Here is a 16,255-nt window from a genome sequence, read left to right on the forward strand (position 1 = left end):
CCGGAGGGGGCGTCACGCCGGCGTCACCTACTCGTCGTTGTCGCCGCCCGTGGATGACATCGCGGCCGCGGAGTTGTCCTGCTGTCCCACGACGTCGCGCCACACCCACTCGGTGAACCGTGGGTGGTCGTAGCCGTGGTCCACCGCGAACTGGAACGCCTCGTCGCGGAAGGCGAGCCAGTCGGCGATCCGCTTGGCATACCTCTCGCCGTCCACCAGCTCCAAGGCGTGCGCGGCGAGCGCCCAGCGATCCATCTCGTTGAGCCGCAGCATGTCGAAGGGCGTGGTCGTGGAGCCCTCCTCCCTATAGCCGTGCACATGGAAGTCGTCGTGGCCGGGACGGTCATAGATCAGGCCATGGATCGTGTGCGCGTAGGCATGGAAGGCGAAGAGCACGGGCACGCCTGTGCCGAACAGCTCCCTGAAGCGCTGGTCACTCACGGCCTGGTCGTTCTCGGCGGCGTTCTGGATGGCGAGCGGCTTGACCACGTTGACGAACCTGACCTTGATCCCCAGGTCCTGGAGGGCGTCGGACGCCGCGAGCAGCTCGAGCGTGGGCACGTCGCCGCAGCAGGCGAGCACGATGTCGGGCGTCTCGCCGGCCGTGACGCTGCCGGCCCACTCCCACTCGGCCACACCCTCCCTGAACTCCTCCTCCGCCTCGCCTATCGAGAGGAACGTGGGTGCCGGCTGCTTGCCCGCGAAGATGGCATTGATGCAGTTGGTCGACTGGTAGGCCGCCTGGCCGCACACGAGCAGCATGTTGGCGTCGCAGGGGTAGTAGATGTTGACCACGTGGTCGTTGTGGAAGTTCTTGTTGAGCAGCAGGTCGACGAAGCCGGGATCCTGGTGGGAGAAGCCGTTGTGGTCCTGGCGCCAGACATGGCTCGTGAGCAGGATGTTGAGGCCGGCGATGGGGGCGCGCCAGGGGATGTGGCGCACGGTGGCCTCGAGCCACTTGGCATGCTGGTTGACCATGGAGTCGATCACATGGATGAACGACTCGTAGGAGCTCCACACGCCATGGCGCCCCGTGAGCACGAAGCCCTCCAGCAGGCCCTCGCACTGATGCTCGGAGAGCTGCTCGATGACGGAGCCCGAGGCGGAGAGGTAGGAGTCGTTCTCGGGGTCGGCGCCAAAGCCCGCGTCCCATTGCTTGTCCGTGAGGTGATACACGGACTGCAGGCGGTTGGAGGCCGTCTCGTCGGGACCGAAGACGCGGAACTTGGTGAGGTTGAGCTTCATGACGTCGCGCGTGTAGTCGCCAAAGACGCGCGTGGCCTCCGTGGTGCCATAGCCATGACCCCTCTCGTCGACGGGGATCTCGTAGTCGTGGATGTCGGGCAACGTGAGGTCATGGCGCAGCAGGCCCCCATTGGCGTTGGGGTTGGCCCCCAGGCGCAGGCCCCCCTGGGGCATGAACTCCGTGACCTCGGGGCGCAGGGACCCGCCCTCGTCCCAGAGCTCCTCGGGCCCGTATGACCTGAGCCAGCTGCGCAGCACGCGGAAGTGCTCGTGCGTGTCCTTGGCCGAGACCAGCGGCACCTGGTGGGCGCGCCAGCTCCCCTGCGTCTTCTTGCCGTCGATGTACGTGGGGCACGTCCAGCCCTTGGGCGTCTTGAAGACGATCATGGGGTAGGCCGGGCGCTCGGCGTTGCCGGCAAGCGCGTAGCGCTTGATGTCGCAGATCTCATCGAAGACCCACTCGAGCAGGGCGGCAAAGCGACGGTGGATCGAGAGCTGCGGCTCGTCATCGAAGCCCGCCACGAAGGTATAGGGGTGGTAGCCCATGCCGCGGAAGAACTCGTTGCGCTCCTCGTCGGAGATGCGCGCGAGGATCGTGGGGTTGGCGATCTTGTAGCCGTTGAGGTGCAGGACGGGCAGGACGATGCCATCGGTGAGCGGGTTCACGAGCTTGTTGGTCTGCCAGGACGTCGCAAGCGGGCCCGTCTCGGCCTCGCCATCGCCCACGACGGCAAACGCCAGGAGGTCGGGGTTGTTGAGCACGGCGCCATAGGCGTGACTCAGGGTGTAGCCCAGCTCGCCACCCTCGTGGATGGACCCAGGGGTCTCGGGGGCAAAGTGGCTGGGGATGCCGCCGGGGTAGGAGAAGCGGCGGAAGAACCTCTGGAGGCCAGCCTCATCATCCGTGATCTTGGGGTAGCGCTCGCGGTAGGTGCCGTCAAGCAGCGCCTGGCTGGTACCCGCCGGCCCACCATGCCCCGGCCCCATGAAGAACACGACGCTCTGGCCATGGTCGTGGATGAAGCGGTTGACATGGCCCATCAGGAAGTTGATGCCGGGCGTGGTGCCCCAGTGCCCCACGAGGCGGTGCTTCACGTCCTCGCGACCGAAGGGCCGTACCTGGCCTGTCCCCTCATCCGTGAAGTCATCGCGCATGAGCGGGTTGCTCCGCAGGTAGATCTGCCCAATCGACAGGTAGTTGGCCGCGCGCCAGTACCTGTCGACCCAGGCGACCTCCTCCTCGGGAACGGGGGCGTCGACCTTCCTCCAAGGGGTACCCAAGTCTTCTGCCATGCCTCTCTCCTATCACCGTGGGCACCGGCCCCATGCTGGTACCCAGAAATGCCTTCTTGGTCGAAGGTGGCGCATGCGGACAGACGGAAGCGTCTTTCCAATGTGTACGTCAATACACTTTAATCGATAAAAACATACAGATCTCCCATTCATCTCAAAAGTTTGGAAGGCGCATGGCACGGATGGGGGTCCGTCGCCTATGTGTCGAGCCCATGGAACCCCTCCCCGAAGGCCTCGTGCACCTCGGAGACCACGACGATGGCGTCGGGGTCGATGTCGGCCACGAGCTCCTTGAGACGGGCCGTCTCGGATCGGCCCAGGACCACCATGAGCACTGGCCGGCGGCTGCCGCTCCACACGCCACGCGCCTGGAGCTCCGTGCAGCCGCGGTCGAGCTTGTAGAGGATGGCGTTGGCGATCTCGGCGTGCCGCTCCGAGATGATGTGGCACATGCGCGCCGTCAGCGGACCCTCCACTACCGTGTCCACCACACGGCCGGCCACAAAGAGGGCAACACCTGCATAGAGGGCGTTGGTGAGCGAGAACACGGGAATGGACACCAGCATGATGGCGCCATCGACGATCATGGTGAGGGCGCCGAGCGATATGCCCGTCCTGCGCGCGACCAGCTGGCACACGATGTCGGTGCCGCCCGTGTTGCCACCGCTCAAGAACACGATGCCAAGGCCCACGCCCACGATGACGCCACCCCAGATGGCGGAGATGAGCAGCTGTCCCTGGGTGGGAAGGGGCACCACGGGCGCCAGGGCGTCCGTGAGGAAGCCCGAGGCGAGGATCCCCAGCACGCTCTGGGCGACATAGCTCACATCGCGCGTGGAGACGTACACATAGAGCAGGAGCACCGCATTCATGGCGATGGTCTGGATGCCCACCGGCAGCGTTATGCCCACCTGGGCAGCAGCCGCGGACGTGATGGTGGCAAGGCCCGTGAGCCCGCCCGCGGCAAGGCCGTTGGGAATCTCGAACATGTCGACGCCCAGGGCGAACACGAAGGATCCCGCGAGTATGAGGAAGACCCTGCGCGCAAGCGAGCGCGCCCCAACCCTAGGCATCGTCGTGCTCCCCCACCGCCCAGCGATGGTATCCCACGATGAACCTGTCGAGGTCACCACCGGAGAGCACGGAGTCGACGTTGCCCGTCTCCACGCCCGTCCGCAGGTCCTTGACCAGCTGGTAGGGATAGAGCACGTAGCTCCTTATCTGGTTGCCGAAGCCGATGTCGTGCTTGGGCCCGCGCAGCTCGTCAAGCTCCGCCTCGCGCCTGGCGAGCTCCTGCTCAAAGAGGCGGCTGCGCAGGATGCTCATCGCAAAGGCCTTGTTCTGGAGCTGGCTCCGCTCGTTCTGGCAGGTGACCACGGTACCCGTGGGAAGATGCGTGATGCGCACGGCGGAATCGGTGGTGTTGACGCCCTGCCCCCCGTGCCCGGTGGCATGGAAGACGTCGACGCGCAGGTCCTTGGGGTCGATGTCCACCTGTACGTCATCGGGGAGCACGGGGAGCACCTCCACGCCCGCAAACGTGGTCTGCCGCCGCTTCTTGAGGTCCGTGGGGGAGATGCGCACCAGGCGGTGCACGCCCCGCTCGCCACGCAGCATGCCGTAGGCGTTCTTGCCCGAGACGGTGAAGGTGGCACGGTCGAGGCCGATGACCTCGGCGGCCGGCGCGTCGTTGACCGTGACCTTCCACCCCCGGCGGTCGCAGTAGGCCAGGTACATGTGGAAGAGCATCCCGCACCAGTCCTGGGCCTCGAGGCCCCCCTGCCCCGGCGTGATGGTCACGATGGCGTCGCCATGATCGAACTCGTCGGTAAACCAACTGGCAAGCTCAAGGTCGGAGAGGTCGTCCTCCAGACGCCTCATCTGCCGTGCCGCCTCGTCGAGCAGGGAGTCGTCACCCGCCTCCTGTGCCAGCTCGAACGCCGCCTGCACGTCCTCCAGGCCCGCACGTGCTGCCTCGATGCGGGCGATGTCCTCCCTGGCCTGGGTGAGCTCGCCCATCGCCTTGCTCGCGCTGGCGGCATCGTCCCAGAAGTCCGGGCGCGCACTCTGTGCCTCGAGCTCCCTCACGCGCACGCGCCTCTCGTCGAGGTGGAGGTAGCCTTCCACCCGGTCGATACGCTCGCGCATCCCCTCGATGCGAGCCTCGCTGACCTCTTCCATCTAGCGGTTCCTACCGTGACAGTTCTTGAACTTCTTGCCACTGCCACAGGGGCAGGGGTCGTTGCGTCCGACGTTGGCATAGGGGTCGGGGTCATCGGCCTTGCGGTAGGTCTTCGGCTTGGACGTGGCGGGGGCGGCCTCGGAGCCTCGCCGACCGCCAGCGGCTCCGCGTGAGGCCGGCAGGGAGCCCTGGTCGCCATCGACATCGGCGGGGCCCGAGAACCTCGCACCACGCAGGCCGCCGTCCTCGGACGCGTCCATCTGTGCCTGCACCTGGGGGGCGAGCTCGATGCGCAGGATCGTGCGCAGGAAGTCCTCGTACATGGTGTTCACAAGCTCGGTAAAGGCGGCGTAGGCCTCGGTCTTGTACTCCACGAGCGGGTCGCGCTGGCCAAATCCCCGAAGGCCAATGCCCGTCTTGAGATAGTCCATCTCCTGCAGGTAGGTCATCCACCGCGTGTCGATCACGCGAAGCATCACCTGGGCGGAGAGGGCCTGCATGATCTCGTCGGAGAGGCGTTCGGACTTCTCGCGGTAGCAGGTGCTCACGTAGTCCGTGAAGCGCTCGATGAGGCGTGCCGTGTCCTCGTCGTCGTGCACCTCGGGCACATCGTTCCTGCCCGTGAGCTCGCGCATCCACTTCCGCAGGCCCGTGACGTCCCAGTCCTCCTCGGGGTCTGCACCCTCGGGGCAGAACTCCTGCACACGGCGGCCAACGGTGTCGGCGAGCACCTCTATCACATGGGCGACGAGATCCTTGCCGTCCAGGATCTTGTTGCGCTCCTCATAGATGACCTGGCGCTGCTTGTTCATGACGTCGTCGTAGTCGAGCACGTTCTTGCGCATGGAGAAGTTTATCTCCTCCACCTTGCGCTGTGCGCCCTCGACCGCCCTGGTGACCATCTTCGCCTGGATGGGCACATCCTCGGGCATGTCATAGCGGGACATCATGGCCGCGATCCTGTCCATGCGGTCTCCGCCGAACAGACGCATGAGGTCATCGTCGAGCGCGAGGTAGAACTGGGTCTCGCCAGGATCGCCCTGACGCCCGGAGCGGCCGCGCAGCTGGTTGTCGATGCGTCGCGACTCATGGCGCTCGGTGCCCAGCACGCAGAGGCCACCCACCTCGATCACGTGCTCACGCTCCTCGGCACAGATCCCCTGAGCCTCGTCCAGCGCGGCCTCGTACTCCTCCTCGCTGGGCTCCAGGGGCTCCTCGCCCTCGGCCTCCGGTGCATAGTAGCCTTGCTCGCGCAGGTGCTCGCGCGCGAGCTCCTCAGGGTTGCCCCCCAGAAGGATGTCCGTGCCACGACCGGCCATGTTGGTGGCAATGGTGACGGCGCCCTCACGACCGGCCTGCGCCACGATCTGCGCCTCGCGCTCATGGTGCTTGGCATTGAGGACCTCGTGGGCGATGCCCCGCTTGTCGAGGATGCGCGAGAGCCTCTCGGAACTCTCGATGGAGACCGTGCCAACCAGACAGGGCTGACCGTTCTCGTGACGCTCCTCGACGTCGTCCGCCACGGCATCGAACTTGGCACCGACATTCTGATACACGAGGTCGTCGTGATCGACGCGGATGATGGGCCTGTTGGGAGGGATCACCTGCACCGGCAAGTCATAGATCTCCCGGAACTCGGCATCCTCGGTCATGGCGGTGCCCGTCATGCCGGCGAGCTTCTCGTACAGGCGGAAGTAGTTCTGCAGCGTGATCGTGGCAAGCGTCTGGTTCTCCTCGCGAATGTAGACGCCTTCCTTGGCCTCGATGGCCTGGTGCAGGCCTTCGGAGTAGCGCCTGCCCTCCATGGCGCGCCCCGTGAACTCGTCGACGATCTTCACCTCGCCATCGACGACCATGTACTGCTGGTCGCGATGGAACATGTACTGCGCCTTGAGCGCCTGCTGCAGGTGGTTGACGAGCTGGCCGGACGGATCGGAGTAGATGTCGTCGATGCCCACCCTGCGCTCTATCTTGCGCAGTCCCACCTCCGTGGCGGCGATGGTGTGCTTGGCCTCGTCCAGCTCGTAGTCGACATCGGCCGTAAGGCCGCGCACGGCACGCGCGAAGTCCTTGTAGGTGCTTGCCGACTTGGTGCCGGCACCAGAGATGATGAGGGGGGTGCGTGCCTCGTCGATGAGGATGGAGTCCACCTCATCGACGATGGCATAGTGATGCCCACGCTGGACGCGCATGTCCGCTTGGGTAACCATGTTATCGCGCAGGTAGTCGAAGCCAAACTCGGAGTTGGTCCCATACGTGACGTCCGCCTCATAGGCAGGCCTCTTGAGGTCGGGCCTCATACCATTCTGGATGAGGCCGACCGACATGCCCAGGAACTCATAGATGCCACCCATCCATTCGCTGTCGCGCTTGGCCAGGTAGTCGTTGACCGTCACGATATGCACGCCATCACCCGGAATGGCGTTGAGGTACCCGGCCAACGTGGAGACGAGCGTCTTTCCCTCGCCCGTGCGCATCTCGGCGATCATGCCCTTGTGCAGCGTGATGCCACCGATGAGCTGCACGTCGAAGTGGCGCATGCCCAGCGTGCGCTCGGAGGCCTCACGCACCGTGGCAAAGGCCTCGGGCAACAGGTCGTCGAGCGTCTCGCCGTTCCGATAGCGCTCCCGGAGCTCCCCCGTCATGGACCTCAGCTCGTCGTCGCTCATGTCCCCAAACTCATCGGAGAGATCGTTGATCTGATCGACCGTCTGCTGGAACTCCCGAAGCTGCCTGTCGGCACCACGAGAGAGAAGACGTGTGAAGAGATTGGCCATAGGACGTCCTTTTTTTGCCTCTCGAGGAGGGCCCGTTCCGCCGAACGGGCCACATGCGTATTCCTCGATACTTTATCAATTGGCTTTGGGCTATCCCCTGTACGTCCGCCCTGCCATGAAAACAGCATGTGCTGACCTGAGCCCTCGCCACCGTGCGCCTATGCCTCGAGCGCGTCATCGAACGCCTGGTCCAACATCTTGGAGGCCCTGCGCGTGCCACGGGCGGTCTGTCGCCGATAGGCATCGCGCAGGGCCTCGATCTCCTTGGCCCTGCCCAGCTGCGTGAGGGATGCCACCAGGCAGAGGGCGGCGTCCTCGCGCTGGGGCTCGCCGCCGAGGGCCTCGCGAGACAGCTGCGAGGCGAGATAGGGCCTGCCCTGTCTGAGGGCCGCCCGGCCCCCAGCCGAGAGCGCGCTCACGAGCAGCTCCTTGAGACGATGCGTCCTTCTGCGGGCGATGCCCGTCACGTCATCGAACGCGACAGCGGGTCCGGCGCCGTAGGAGCGCCGCGCGTTGCAGCTGTGTGCAACCGCGCCCCGGTCATCTCCGTCACCCGATATGGAGAGCACGGCCTCTTCCTCGAATTCGTCCACATCGCAGACGACGCAGGACCGGTTGAGGCAGATGGTCCCCTCCGACCTGCTGCTCACAATGGGCTCGAGGCCATCCCGTACGGTTCGCACCGCCCTGCGCACGACGGATATGGACTCGTACAGCCTCTGACGACCCTTCACATAGTCGATGTCACCCCAGATGGCAAGCAAGGCGTCCCGTTTTCGTACCTTGTGCCCCTTGGCAAGCGAAAGGAGCACCAGCAGTTCGCGGGCATGGCGGGCATTGAGCCTGTTCGGATTCACGGGGACGCCGTCGACCTCGAGTGCAAAGCCGCCAAGGATCCTGATGTGGATGTGCCCGTCCTCGTACGCGGCGGCAGGTTCGCCATCGAGCCTCATGATGGCATGGTCAGAGGGAGTCGGTGCCTCGGGCTTCTCGGCTGCGGATCCTGGGGGCCTCGGGGCCGGCTGCGGCGGATGCGGCCTGTCTCCCAGGACGAGCGACCAGGCGGGTGGCAGGGCGTCGTAGAGAAGGCCACCGCCCCTTCCCGAGCAGCCAACCGCAACGTCGAGCGCCCAGACCAGCTCGTGGGGCAGCTGCGATCGATCCAGCTCCTTCAGGCATACGTCGCCCATGTCCATCCCATCCGCGACGCCTAGCAGGCAATGGGTCAGATCGAGCAGCGGGGACGTCCTCGCTCGGGCGTTCCCTTCCACCTCTCCGGCGAGCCATGCGGATAGGGCGCGAGGCGCCTCGCCAAGCTGCAGGCGTGCGGCAACGTCGACGAGCGTCGCCACGTCCTCGAGAAAAGCGACGCACATGCGACGGGCGAGGGTGCGGGCCCGCTCCGCACGCACATGGGCGCGCGCGGGCTTTGCCGACCGCGCATCGGCAATCGCCGCCACGCAGAGCAGGCACGCCTCCGCCAGGACGTCCTGGCAGACGCTCGAGCACGAGATGAGTCGCTCTGCCTGGGGCAGCCGCTCGGCCCCCTTGTAGAGCACCGCAAACGAGTCGCCGATGGCGTCGGCGTAGCACCCCAACCGACCCGGCGAGACGTCATGCACGACACGCTCCGCGCGGCGCACGTCACGCAGGGCGTTCGCATCCTCGGCCCCCACGGCAAACCGCTCCGCAATGCAGAAGTCCAGGCACAGGAGCGCACCGCACAAGGTGTCGACGCTTCGGCGCTGCACGTTGTTCAATAGGAGGGCGTAGGTGTCACGGAAGCGGCCGTCAAACAGATAGGCAAGGACCTTTCGATGGATGGCCAGGGAGCGCACCCGATGGTCGGGCGGCGCCTTGGACACCAGGCGACGGGACCTCCTGCTCTTGGCCCATACGTCCCTGCAGGCGCCCAGCGCCTCCACCAGGTCGAGCGCCTCCGTCTGCCGCGCGCTGAGCCCCGTCAGGTCGCACAGGCGCTCGCGCCCCGCCGCGGCCATCTCAAAGTGGTCACACAGCTCGCGCAGTGCCTGATCAACGAGCACGCTGTCCACGTCTTGGTCCCGCCCCGCCTCGACGGAGATGCGCAGCGCCCTGCCGAGGGCGTCGGCCCTTCCCGCCATGAGGAACTCGATACCCCATGCCTGCCCTATCTCGCACAGCTCCGCCTCATCGGAAAGGATGGCCGTGAGGAGCTCCGCACGCGCAAGCCTACCCTGCGCGCAGAGCGCGCGAACCACGGCGCCCAAAAGATGCTCCCGCGACGCGCACAGCGGCCTCAGCGAGGGAATGCAGAACGCCATCACCTCGTCCTCCCTGCATCCCGCAACGGCAAAGGACTCCCGCAGGGGGTCGATGCCCAAAAGGGGGCACGTGTCATGAAGCCACTGCAGCGCCTCGTCGTCCAGTCGCGGCAGGACCATCGCAAGGTCATCGTAGGTACCCGTGCCCAGGAGCACCATGACGAGCCGCAGCGAGAGCTCCTCGTCGATCAGCGTGTCACGGAGACATCCCCTGACGACATCGCACACGGCCGATGCGTATTTCCCCGGGCATGAGCCCCGCCCAAATCGGCCCTCCCAGGCAAGGTCATCAAAGGTCAGGGCATCCAGAAGGCGCGGAATCCCATACGTGAGCCCCGACCCATACTCATAGTCGGATGCGGCGAGTCCCATCAGGTCATGGCAGTCGAGGTGAATGGCCTCGCGAAGCGCCTCGTAGAGGTCGAGCGCCTCGGGCCTCATGCACGCCATGACCAGACAACCGGCAGTCGTCATCTTGCGCAGGGCGCGCGCCTCTCGCGCGACATCGGCCTCGGAGAGGCTGCCCGACAGGGTCACGCCGACGGCAACCCTCGGCCCGCGCTGGCGCAAGCCAACCACCTCGCGAGAGAGGCGCGTCAGGCGCATGGCGGCACCTTCCTCCCTGCCCGGACCCAGCTCCACGCGCCTGATCGTCGCCCCAGCCTGAGCTTCGAGGAGAAGGACGGAGTCCATCAACGCCGTCTTCTGGAACCCCGGCTCGGCACACACGACGATGAGGCGCGGCTCCTCACCATGCTTCTGGTCGCGCGCGAACCGTGACGCCGAGGCAAGCACGCCGCTCTTCTGTGGAACCAATGCCGTGCCCCGCCCCTGTGACGCAATCGAACGTATCGGATGTGCCATACCCCATCGCCTCCTCACCCATGCCAGCGGCTGGCATGGAACTGCACTGTGCGAACACGTAAGGAACCTATTTATAGACTCGCTTTTATGTCATTGAATTTAAACTGCCGAAAGAACGGCAAGCGGCACCTTAACTAGCACGAGGCGAAGGGCGACAGACGTTAGACCTCCCATCGGCGTCCCCGTCTGCGCGCACCCGGATGGTCGATGCAGCCCCGCGCGGAGTCCCGTCGACACGCACGACGGCGTGGCCGAGTACCTAGCGTGTCTACGGTGTGAATCCGAACCTGTCCCAGCCCCGTTGGGAGGCCTTATGCCAGATCCAATTCGTAGCGACCACCCACGAAGTAGTCGCGGCTGATGCAGACGGGTCTGCCATCCTTGTCTACATAGTACGTCTCACTGTTGAGCATGGGGTCACCAGCGGAAATGCCGAGAAGGGCCGCCTGCTCGGTGGAGGCGCGTCCCGCGTTGACCGTCCACACCGATGTGGAGTGGGGGCGACGCCCAATCAGCCCCTCGATGGCATCGAAGATGGACCGGTTCTCGAGGGGAGCCGTGAGGAGATCGGCCGCCCAGTCATAGGGGATGAGCACACGCTCGTCACCGATGGGAAGGCCATCCGCCATGCGAACGCGCCTGACGAAGAGGAGCAGGGCACCCTTGCCGAGTCCGAAGAACTTCACTTCGTCCGGACGCGCGGGTACAATTTGGCGGTCGACCACGTGCGAGCCCGGCTGTGCTCCGATCTCGGCACAGAGTTCCGTGAAGCTCCGGGTGTCACGCGTCTGCGCAAGGCGACTGCTCAGATGCCGCGTGCCCACAAAGGTCCCGCGCCCTTGCATCTTCATGAGGTAGCCATCTGAGCAGAGATCCTCTATGGCACGGCGAACGGTGATACGGCTTACCGAGTACTTCTGGCTTAGCTCGGCCTCGGAGGGGATCCTGTCGCCCTGCTGATAGCTGCCACTCTTGATGGCCGCCTTGAGATCGTCGTAGATCCTCTGGTAGAGGGGAGTCGTGCTGACCATACCTGCCACCCTCTTCCTCCTTGCAGGACGCGTCTCCGGGGACGCCCCCACTTACACATCTCGGACTCATCTGGTCATGATACTCGTTATTGACGGGGCACACGACCAGACATCGCCAAGGGTACTACATCCATGAGATGGTCGATGATGACGTCGGCCCCCGACTGATTCAGCCTCACGCCCGCCGGAGGCCTCAGGGCGCACACGAGCGCGCCGGAGCGCTTGCCCGCAGCAATGCCAATGGGGGAGTCCTCCACCACGATCGACTGGTCGGCAGACACGCCGAGACCGCCCATGGTGCGCAGGTAGATCTCGGGTGAGGGCTTGAACTCGGAGAAGTCGTAACCGCTCATCGTACAGTCAACGAGACCCTCGAGGTCCAGCGCCACCACGAGCTCGTCCACGAGGGCACGCGGGGACGACGAGCAGATCGCCACCCTGATGCCCCGACGACGCAAGAGGCCAAACGTGGTTGCCGCCTGGGGGTTGGCGACCGCAGCCCACGGCGTGGGGTGTGCCCGGGAGTACTCCTCGTACCCCGCATGGAGTCGCCGGCGGCGACCGGCATCGTCCGGTATGAGCGCCTCCCACATGGCAGCATCATCTGAGCCCGAGAAGTCCGGGACCTCGTCAAGGAAAAGGTCATGCTCCGCAAGGTAGTCTACGCGGCGCTGGTTGTAGAACTGCTCCGTGAACGCAAGCACTCCGTCCATGTCGAAGAGGACCGCCTTGGCCATCGTGCCCTCCCAAGAACGGGGCGGACCATGGCTGCAGCCCGCCCCCACAACGTCTGTCAGGCAAGGGACCCACCCACTAGTAGCTGAGCTTCCACATGTAGCGCCTCAGGGTCAGCGGGTGCTGACGGGCTTCGGCAAGCTGCTCGGCAAAGACGCGCATGACGGCCGTGTGCACGAAGGGGCTGAAGTACGTGGCGACCCTGTCACCCACCATGCCAGACAGGCCATAGTCCTTGGCGTCGATGATGGTGGCCTTGGCACCGAAGCGCTGCATGAAGGTGAGGACGCGGGCGTCCATGGCGCGGGTGGCGCCGTCGGACATGAATAGCAGATAGGGCTTGTCCCTCTCGGTGAGCTCGAAGGGCCCGTGGAAGTATTCGCCGGAGTTGTATGAGCCGGAGTCGAGCCACTGCATCTCGGAGAGGAGGAACATGGAGGTGGAATAGGCGACCTTGGCGCTGGCTCCGGAGCCCAGCACGTAGATGCCCCGCTCGTTCTTGTAGTCCTGGGCAAACTGGTGGGCGGCCCTGCCGGCATGCTCGGCCGCGTCCTCGGAGAGCTCGAAGATCTTGCCAAGGCCGCCAATCATGTCATTGTAGAGGTCGCTGCCCTCCAACTGCTGGAGGAGCTCGACGGCAAGCGCCAGGGCATAGCCCATCTTCTCGACCTTGGCGGCGTAGTTTTCCTCGAAGCCGTGGATGACCACATGGTCGACGCCCTCGGCGAGTGGGGAGCCCGCGACGTGCGTGATGGCGGTGACGGGGGCACTGAGGGCCTTGGCGGTCTTGTTGGCAGCCACGGTCTCGGGGGTGGAGCCGCCCAGTGAGCAGGTGACCACGAAGGTGTTGGGGCCCACCCAGGCAGGCGTGTCATAGTTGAACTCGTTGGACGTGAAGAGCTGGACGTTGAGGGTCTTGGTGTTGTTGGCCAGGAAGTACTTGGCGGGATAGAGCTCGGACATCGAGGCCCCGCAGCCGACGAAGGCAACCGAGTCGATGGCGTGCCTGGACAAGACGTCGGCGACGATGGTCTTGGGCAGAGTGAGGTCGATCTCGTACATGCTGTGATCCTCCTTGGAAGGTCGGTCGTATCTGGAAACCAACTGATGGCTAGGCAAGGACGCCCAGGGCTGAGAGGGCGACGCCGCCCACGATGGCGATGATGAGCAGCCAGCCGCTCCTGACGTCCCTCTTGATGAGCACGTAGAAGAGCATGGTCAGGGCGAGCGGAATCATCTGTGGCATGATGGAGTCGAGGACGTCCTGGAGCACGAGCGTGCCGTCCGCGAAGGTCGCCGGGGTCGTGGCGCCGACGAGTGTGGCTATCATGCCTCCCACCGCCATGAGGCCGACGATGCCGCAGGCGTACATGACCTTCTCCATGGTGTCACCCTGCAGCCTGTCAAGGTACCTCGCGCCACCCTCATAGCCGATCTTCCCGGCAAACCAGGTGATAAGCACCGAGGGGATGATCGAGATGGCCATGGCGAGGATGGGCCCGAGGAACGACCCCTGCTGGGCAAGGGAGACGCCGAGGCCAAAGGCGATGACGCGAATGGTGCCCTGGAAGAACGAGTCGCCAATGCCCGACAGCGGGCCCATGAGCGCCGTCTTCATGGCGTTGATGCTGTCGGGGTCGACGATGCCGGGGGCCTTCGCGTACTCCTCCTCCATAGAGGCCGACAGGCCGAGCACGAACGCGCTGGTCTGCGGGGTGCAGTTGTAGAAGGCCATGTGTCGCTCGTAGGCCTCCTGTTTGCGTTCCAGCTCCTTGGGGTCGTGGTCGGCATTGGGGTAGCAGCGGTCGATGGTGGGCGCGATGCCATAGAGGAAGCCCATGTTCATCTGCCGCTCGTAGTTCCAGGAGTCCTGGATGGCCCAGGAGCGCCAGAAGAACTCGCTCAGCTTCTTGTTCTCAGGCACGTCCGAGGCGGCGAGCGCCTGGCTGTGCGTGGTGGAGTCTGCCATGGTCGTGTCCCCCTTACTCGTCGTCATCTTCGAGCGGATCGTAATCGGCATTGTCGGGTCCCGCTGATACAAGCCGTGCGCTTCCGCCCTCGCGATGTCTCACGCCCAGCAGGATCACGGCGAGACACACGGCGATGAGCGACACGGCGGTGACGGAGAGCCCGAGGTACGAGGCAAGCAGGAAGCCCAGCGCCAAGAATGCGGCCATCTTCCTGTTGAGCATGAGGGAGAGCAGGAGCGCGAGGCCGTAGGCGGTGAGGAGCATGGCGGAGACATTGAGGCCGGTAGAGAGCCACTCGGGAATTAGGTCCACGACCGCTTGGACCGCGTCGGTGCCCAGGAACACGGCAAAGAAGATGGGCACGAAGTACATGAGGGAGTAGAGAATGGTGCCCACGACGATGTGCATGTTGGTGGCCTGCTTGAACCTGCCCTCCGAAATCACGGCATCGGCTCTGTGGGTGAGGATGGCGATGACGGAGCGGAAGACGATGCCCAGCAGCTGGCCCAAGACCGCGATGGGGATGGCGATGGTCATTGCCGTCTCAGCGCTGGCGCCGGTGAGGCAGGCAAAGGCGGAGGCGACAATGCCCCCGAGGACCATATCGGGCGGGACCGCAGCACCAACGGCCACAAGCCCCATGCTCACGAGCTCCGTCGCGGCACCAACGGCAAGACCCGTCGCAGGGTCCCCAAGCACGATGCCCACAAGCGTGGCTCCGATGAGCGGCTGCTCGAAGTTAAGGCGACCAAGCAGGCGCGAGTCGAGCATGCAGAACACGCCGACGAGGCCGACGAGAATCGCACTAACAAGCGAACTCATGTCTTTCTCCTTTCGAGATGCCTTTCCAAGGCGCTCACTGACGGGGAGAGTGCCTAGATGCCATTCAGCTCCACGCGCCTGTACGCGGGGGTCTGCTGCACGTAGATCTTGGTGCCCAGGTCGAGCAGTGCCTGGGTGTCGGCCCGCTCCCTGGCGTCCAGGAACACCGACCCGTCCTTGCCGCCATACTGCCTGGCGCCTTCCCTGTTTGCCGTTGCCCCATAGTTGACCTCGGCAAACCTGTGGCGCTGGGAGAACTCGAGCAGCTCTCGCGTGTTGCCGAAGATGAACATGACCTTGTCGCCCAGGGTGTTGAGCTTATCCATCTTGGAGAGGGCCCGCTCGACGGTAAAGACGTTGAGGCGGACGTTGGCGGGCTTGGCGAGCCTGAGCGCGCCCTTCTTCACCTCATCGTTTGCGGACGCATCGTCCACGACGATGATGCGGTTGACCCCGGTCTTGCCCACCCAGGAGAAGACGACCTGGCCGTGCAGCAGACGATAGTCCAAGCGAACGAGCTCGATTCTGGACGCGCCTCCCCTCCCGGCCGCAGGCGTTGCAACAGGGTTGACGTCGACTTCCTCCTCGGGGTGCGCACAGTCAACGATGCCGCGACGGCCCTCGGCGATAAGGCCGCGCACATCGCTCTCGGCGAGCGGCACATCGCTCATGACGAGCGTAAGGATCAGGGGCATGTTCATGCCCGAGATCACCGTGATGTCCTTGTCCTGGGCCATGAGCTCGACCATTGAGTTGTTGACACTGGAGCCCAGCATGTCCGTGAGGACGTAGACGGCATCATCAGCGGCAAACGACGCCATGAGGCGCTCCACCTCCGCGGTGATGGGCTGCATGTCATCACGCCCGAGCGTGACCGCATGCACGTTGGGAGCCTCCCCCACGATCATGTGGACGGTGTCTAGCGCGCCAAGCGCCAACTCGCCGTGGGATGCAAGGATGATCTGGTTCATAGCTCGTCCCTCCTTTTCATGATGCATCATGACGTTCTAGTCGTTATATATGTATAGTACAG

Annotated in this window: 11 protein-coding genes; all 11 read right to left on the reverse strand. The window is 64.8% G+C overall.

What is annotated here, in order from left to right; translation table 11 throughout:
- Nucleotides 1–27: 27 nt before the first annotated feature.
- Nucleotides 28–2,538, reverse strand: a complete 2,511-nt coding sequence (locus J2S71_RS02825; protein ID WP_307388636.1) for a phosphoketolase family protein — start codon at nucleotides 2,536–2,538, stop codon at nucleotides 28–30.
- A gap of 197 nt (nucleotides 2,539–2,735) precedes the next feature.
- Entirely contained in the window at nucleotides 2,736–3,611 is an 876-nt protein-coding gene (locus J2S71_RS02830; RefSeq protein WP_307388638.1) for a YitT family protein, read from the reverse strand.
- A complete protein-coding gene (gene prfB / locus J2S71_RS02835; protein WP_307388640.1) occupies nucleotides 3,604–4,719 on the reverse strand; it encodes a peptide chain release factor 2 in 1,116 nt (371 codons plus the stop codon). Before prfB ends, J2S71_RS02830 begins: the two co-directional genes overlap by 8 nt.
- Nucleotides 4,720–7,497: a preprotein translocase subunit SecA gene (secA, locus tag J2S71_RS02840; RefSeq protein ID WP_307388642.1), complete on the reverse strand. Its 2,778-nt coding sequence runs from the start codon at nucleotides 7,495–7,497 to the stop codon at nucleotides 4,720–4,722.
- Nucleotides 7,498–7,655: 158 nt separating this feature from the next.
- Nucleotides 7,656–10,664 (reverse strand): AfsR/SARP family transcriptional regulator, encoded by a 3,009-nt coding sequence (locus J2S71_RS02845; RefSeq protein WP_307388643.1) that lies wholly within the window; start codon nucleotides 10,662–10,664, stop codon nucleotides 7,656–7,658.
- Nucleotides 10,665–10,975: 311 nt separating this feature from the next.
- Complete coding sequence (locus tag J2S71_RS02850; RefSeq protein ID WP_040650817.1) at nucleotides 10,976–11,695, reverse strand: GntR family transcriptional regulator; 720 nt, start codon at nucleotides 11,693–11,695, stop codon at nucleotides 10,976–10,978.
- An 86-nt stretch (nucleotides 11,696–11,781) separates the two neighbouring features.
- Complete coding sequence (locus tag J2S71_RS02855; RefSeq protein ID WP_307388645.1) at nucleotides 11,782–12,432, reverse strand: HAD family hydrolase; 651 nt, start codon at nucleotides 12,430–12,432, stop codon at nucleotides 11,782–11,784.
- A 76-nt stretch (nucleotides 12,433–12,508) separates the two neighbouring features.
- The gene (locus tag J2S71_RS02860; protein WP_307388647.1) at nucleotides 12,509–13,492 is read right to left on the reverse strand and encodes an SIS domain-containing protein; all 984 of its coding nucleotides are present in this window, start codon (nucleotides 13,490–13,492) and stop codon (nucleotides 12,509–12,511) included.
- A 49-nt stretch (nucleotides 13,493–13,541) separates the two neighbouring features.
- Nucleotides 13,542–14,399, reverse strand: coding sequence for a PTS system mannose/fructose/sorbose family transporter subunit IID (locus tag J2S71_RS02865; protein ID WP_021725135.1), 858 nt, complete (start codon nucleotides 14,397–14,399; stop codon nucleotides 13,542–13,544).
- Nucleotides 14,400–14,412: 13 nt separating this feature from the next.
- Entirely contained in the window at nucleotides 14,413–15,222 is an 810-nt protein-coding gene (locus J2S71_RS02870; protein ID WP_307388649.1) for a PTS mannose/fructose/sorbose/N-acetylgalactosamine transporter subunit IIC, read from the reverse strand.
- Between the two features lie 53 nt (nucleotides 15,223–15,275).
- The gene (locus tag J2S71_RS02875) at nucleotides 15,276–16,193 is read right to left on the reverse strand and encodes a PTS sugar transporter subunit IIAB (RefSeq protein WP_307388651.1); all 918 of its coding nucleotides are present in this window, start codon (nucleotides 16,191–16,193) and stop codon (nucleotides 15,276–15,278) included.
- Between the last annotated feature and the right edge of the window lie 62 nt (nucleotides 16,194–16,255).

The sequence above is a fragment of the Olsenella profusa DSM 13989 genome (assembly GCF_030811115.1).
GTDB classification, from domain to species: Bacteria; Actinomycetota; Coriobacteriia; order Coriobacteriales; family Atopobiaceae; genus Olsenella_F; species Olsenella_F profusa.

Coding starts and splice junctions, on each gene's coding strand:
- J2S71_RS02850 (WP_040650817.1), bottom strand. CDS start 11,695: ATGGTCAGCACGACTCCCCTCTACCAGAGGATCTACGACGATCTCAAG.
- J2S71_RS02825 (WP_307388636.1), bottom strand. CDS start 2,538: ATGGCAGAAGACTTGGGTACCCCTTGGAGGAAGGTCGACGCCCCCGTT.
- J2S71_RS02830 (WP_307388638.1), bottom strand. CDS start 3,611: ATGCCTAGGGTTGGGGCGCGCTCGCTTGCGCGCAGGGTCTTCCTCATA.
- J2S71_RS02855 (WP_307388645.1), bottom strand. CDS start 12,432: ATGGCCAAGGCGGTCCTCTTCGACATGGACGGAGTGCTTGCGTTCACG.
- secA (WP_307388642.1), bottom strand. CDS start 7,497: ATGGCCAATCTCTTCACACGTCTTCTCTCTCGTGGTGCCGACAGGCAG.
- J2S71_RS02860 (WP_307388647.1), bottom strand. CDS start 13,492: ATGTACGAGATCGACCTCACTCTGCCCAAGACCATCGTCGCCGACGTC.
- J2S71_RS02870 (WP_307388649.1), bottom strand. CDS start 15,222: ATGAGTTCGCTTGTTAGTGCGATTCTCGTCGGCCTCGTCGGCGTGTTC.
- J2S71_RS02875 (WP_307388651.1), bottom strand. CDS start 16,193: ATGAACCAGATCATCCTTGCATCCCACGGCGAGTTGGCGCTTGGCGCG.
- J2S71_RS02865 (WP_021725135.1), bottom strand. CDS start 14,399: ATGGCAGACTCCACCACGCACAGCCAGGCGCTCGCCGCCTCGGACGTG.
- J2S71_RS02845 (WP_307388643.1), bottom strand. CDS start 10,664: ATGGCACATCCGATACGTTCGATTGCGTCACAGGGGCGGGGCACGGCA.
- prfB (WP_307388640.1), bottom strand. CDS start 4,719: ATGGAAGAGGTCAGCGAGGCTCGCATCGAGGGGATGCGCGAGCGTATC.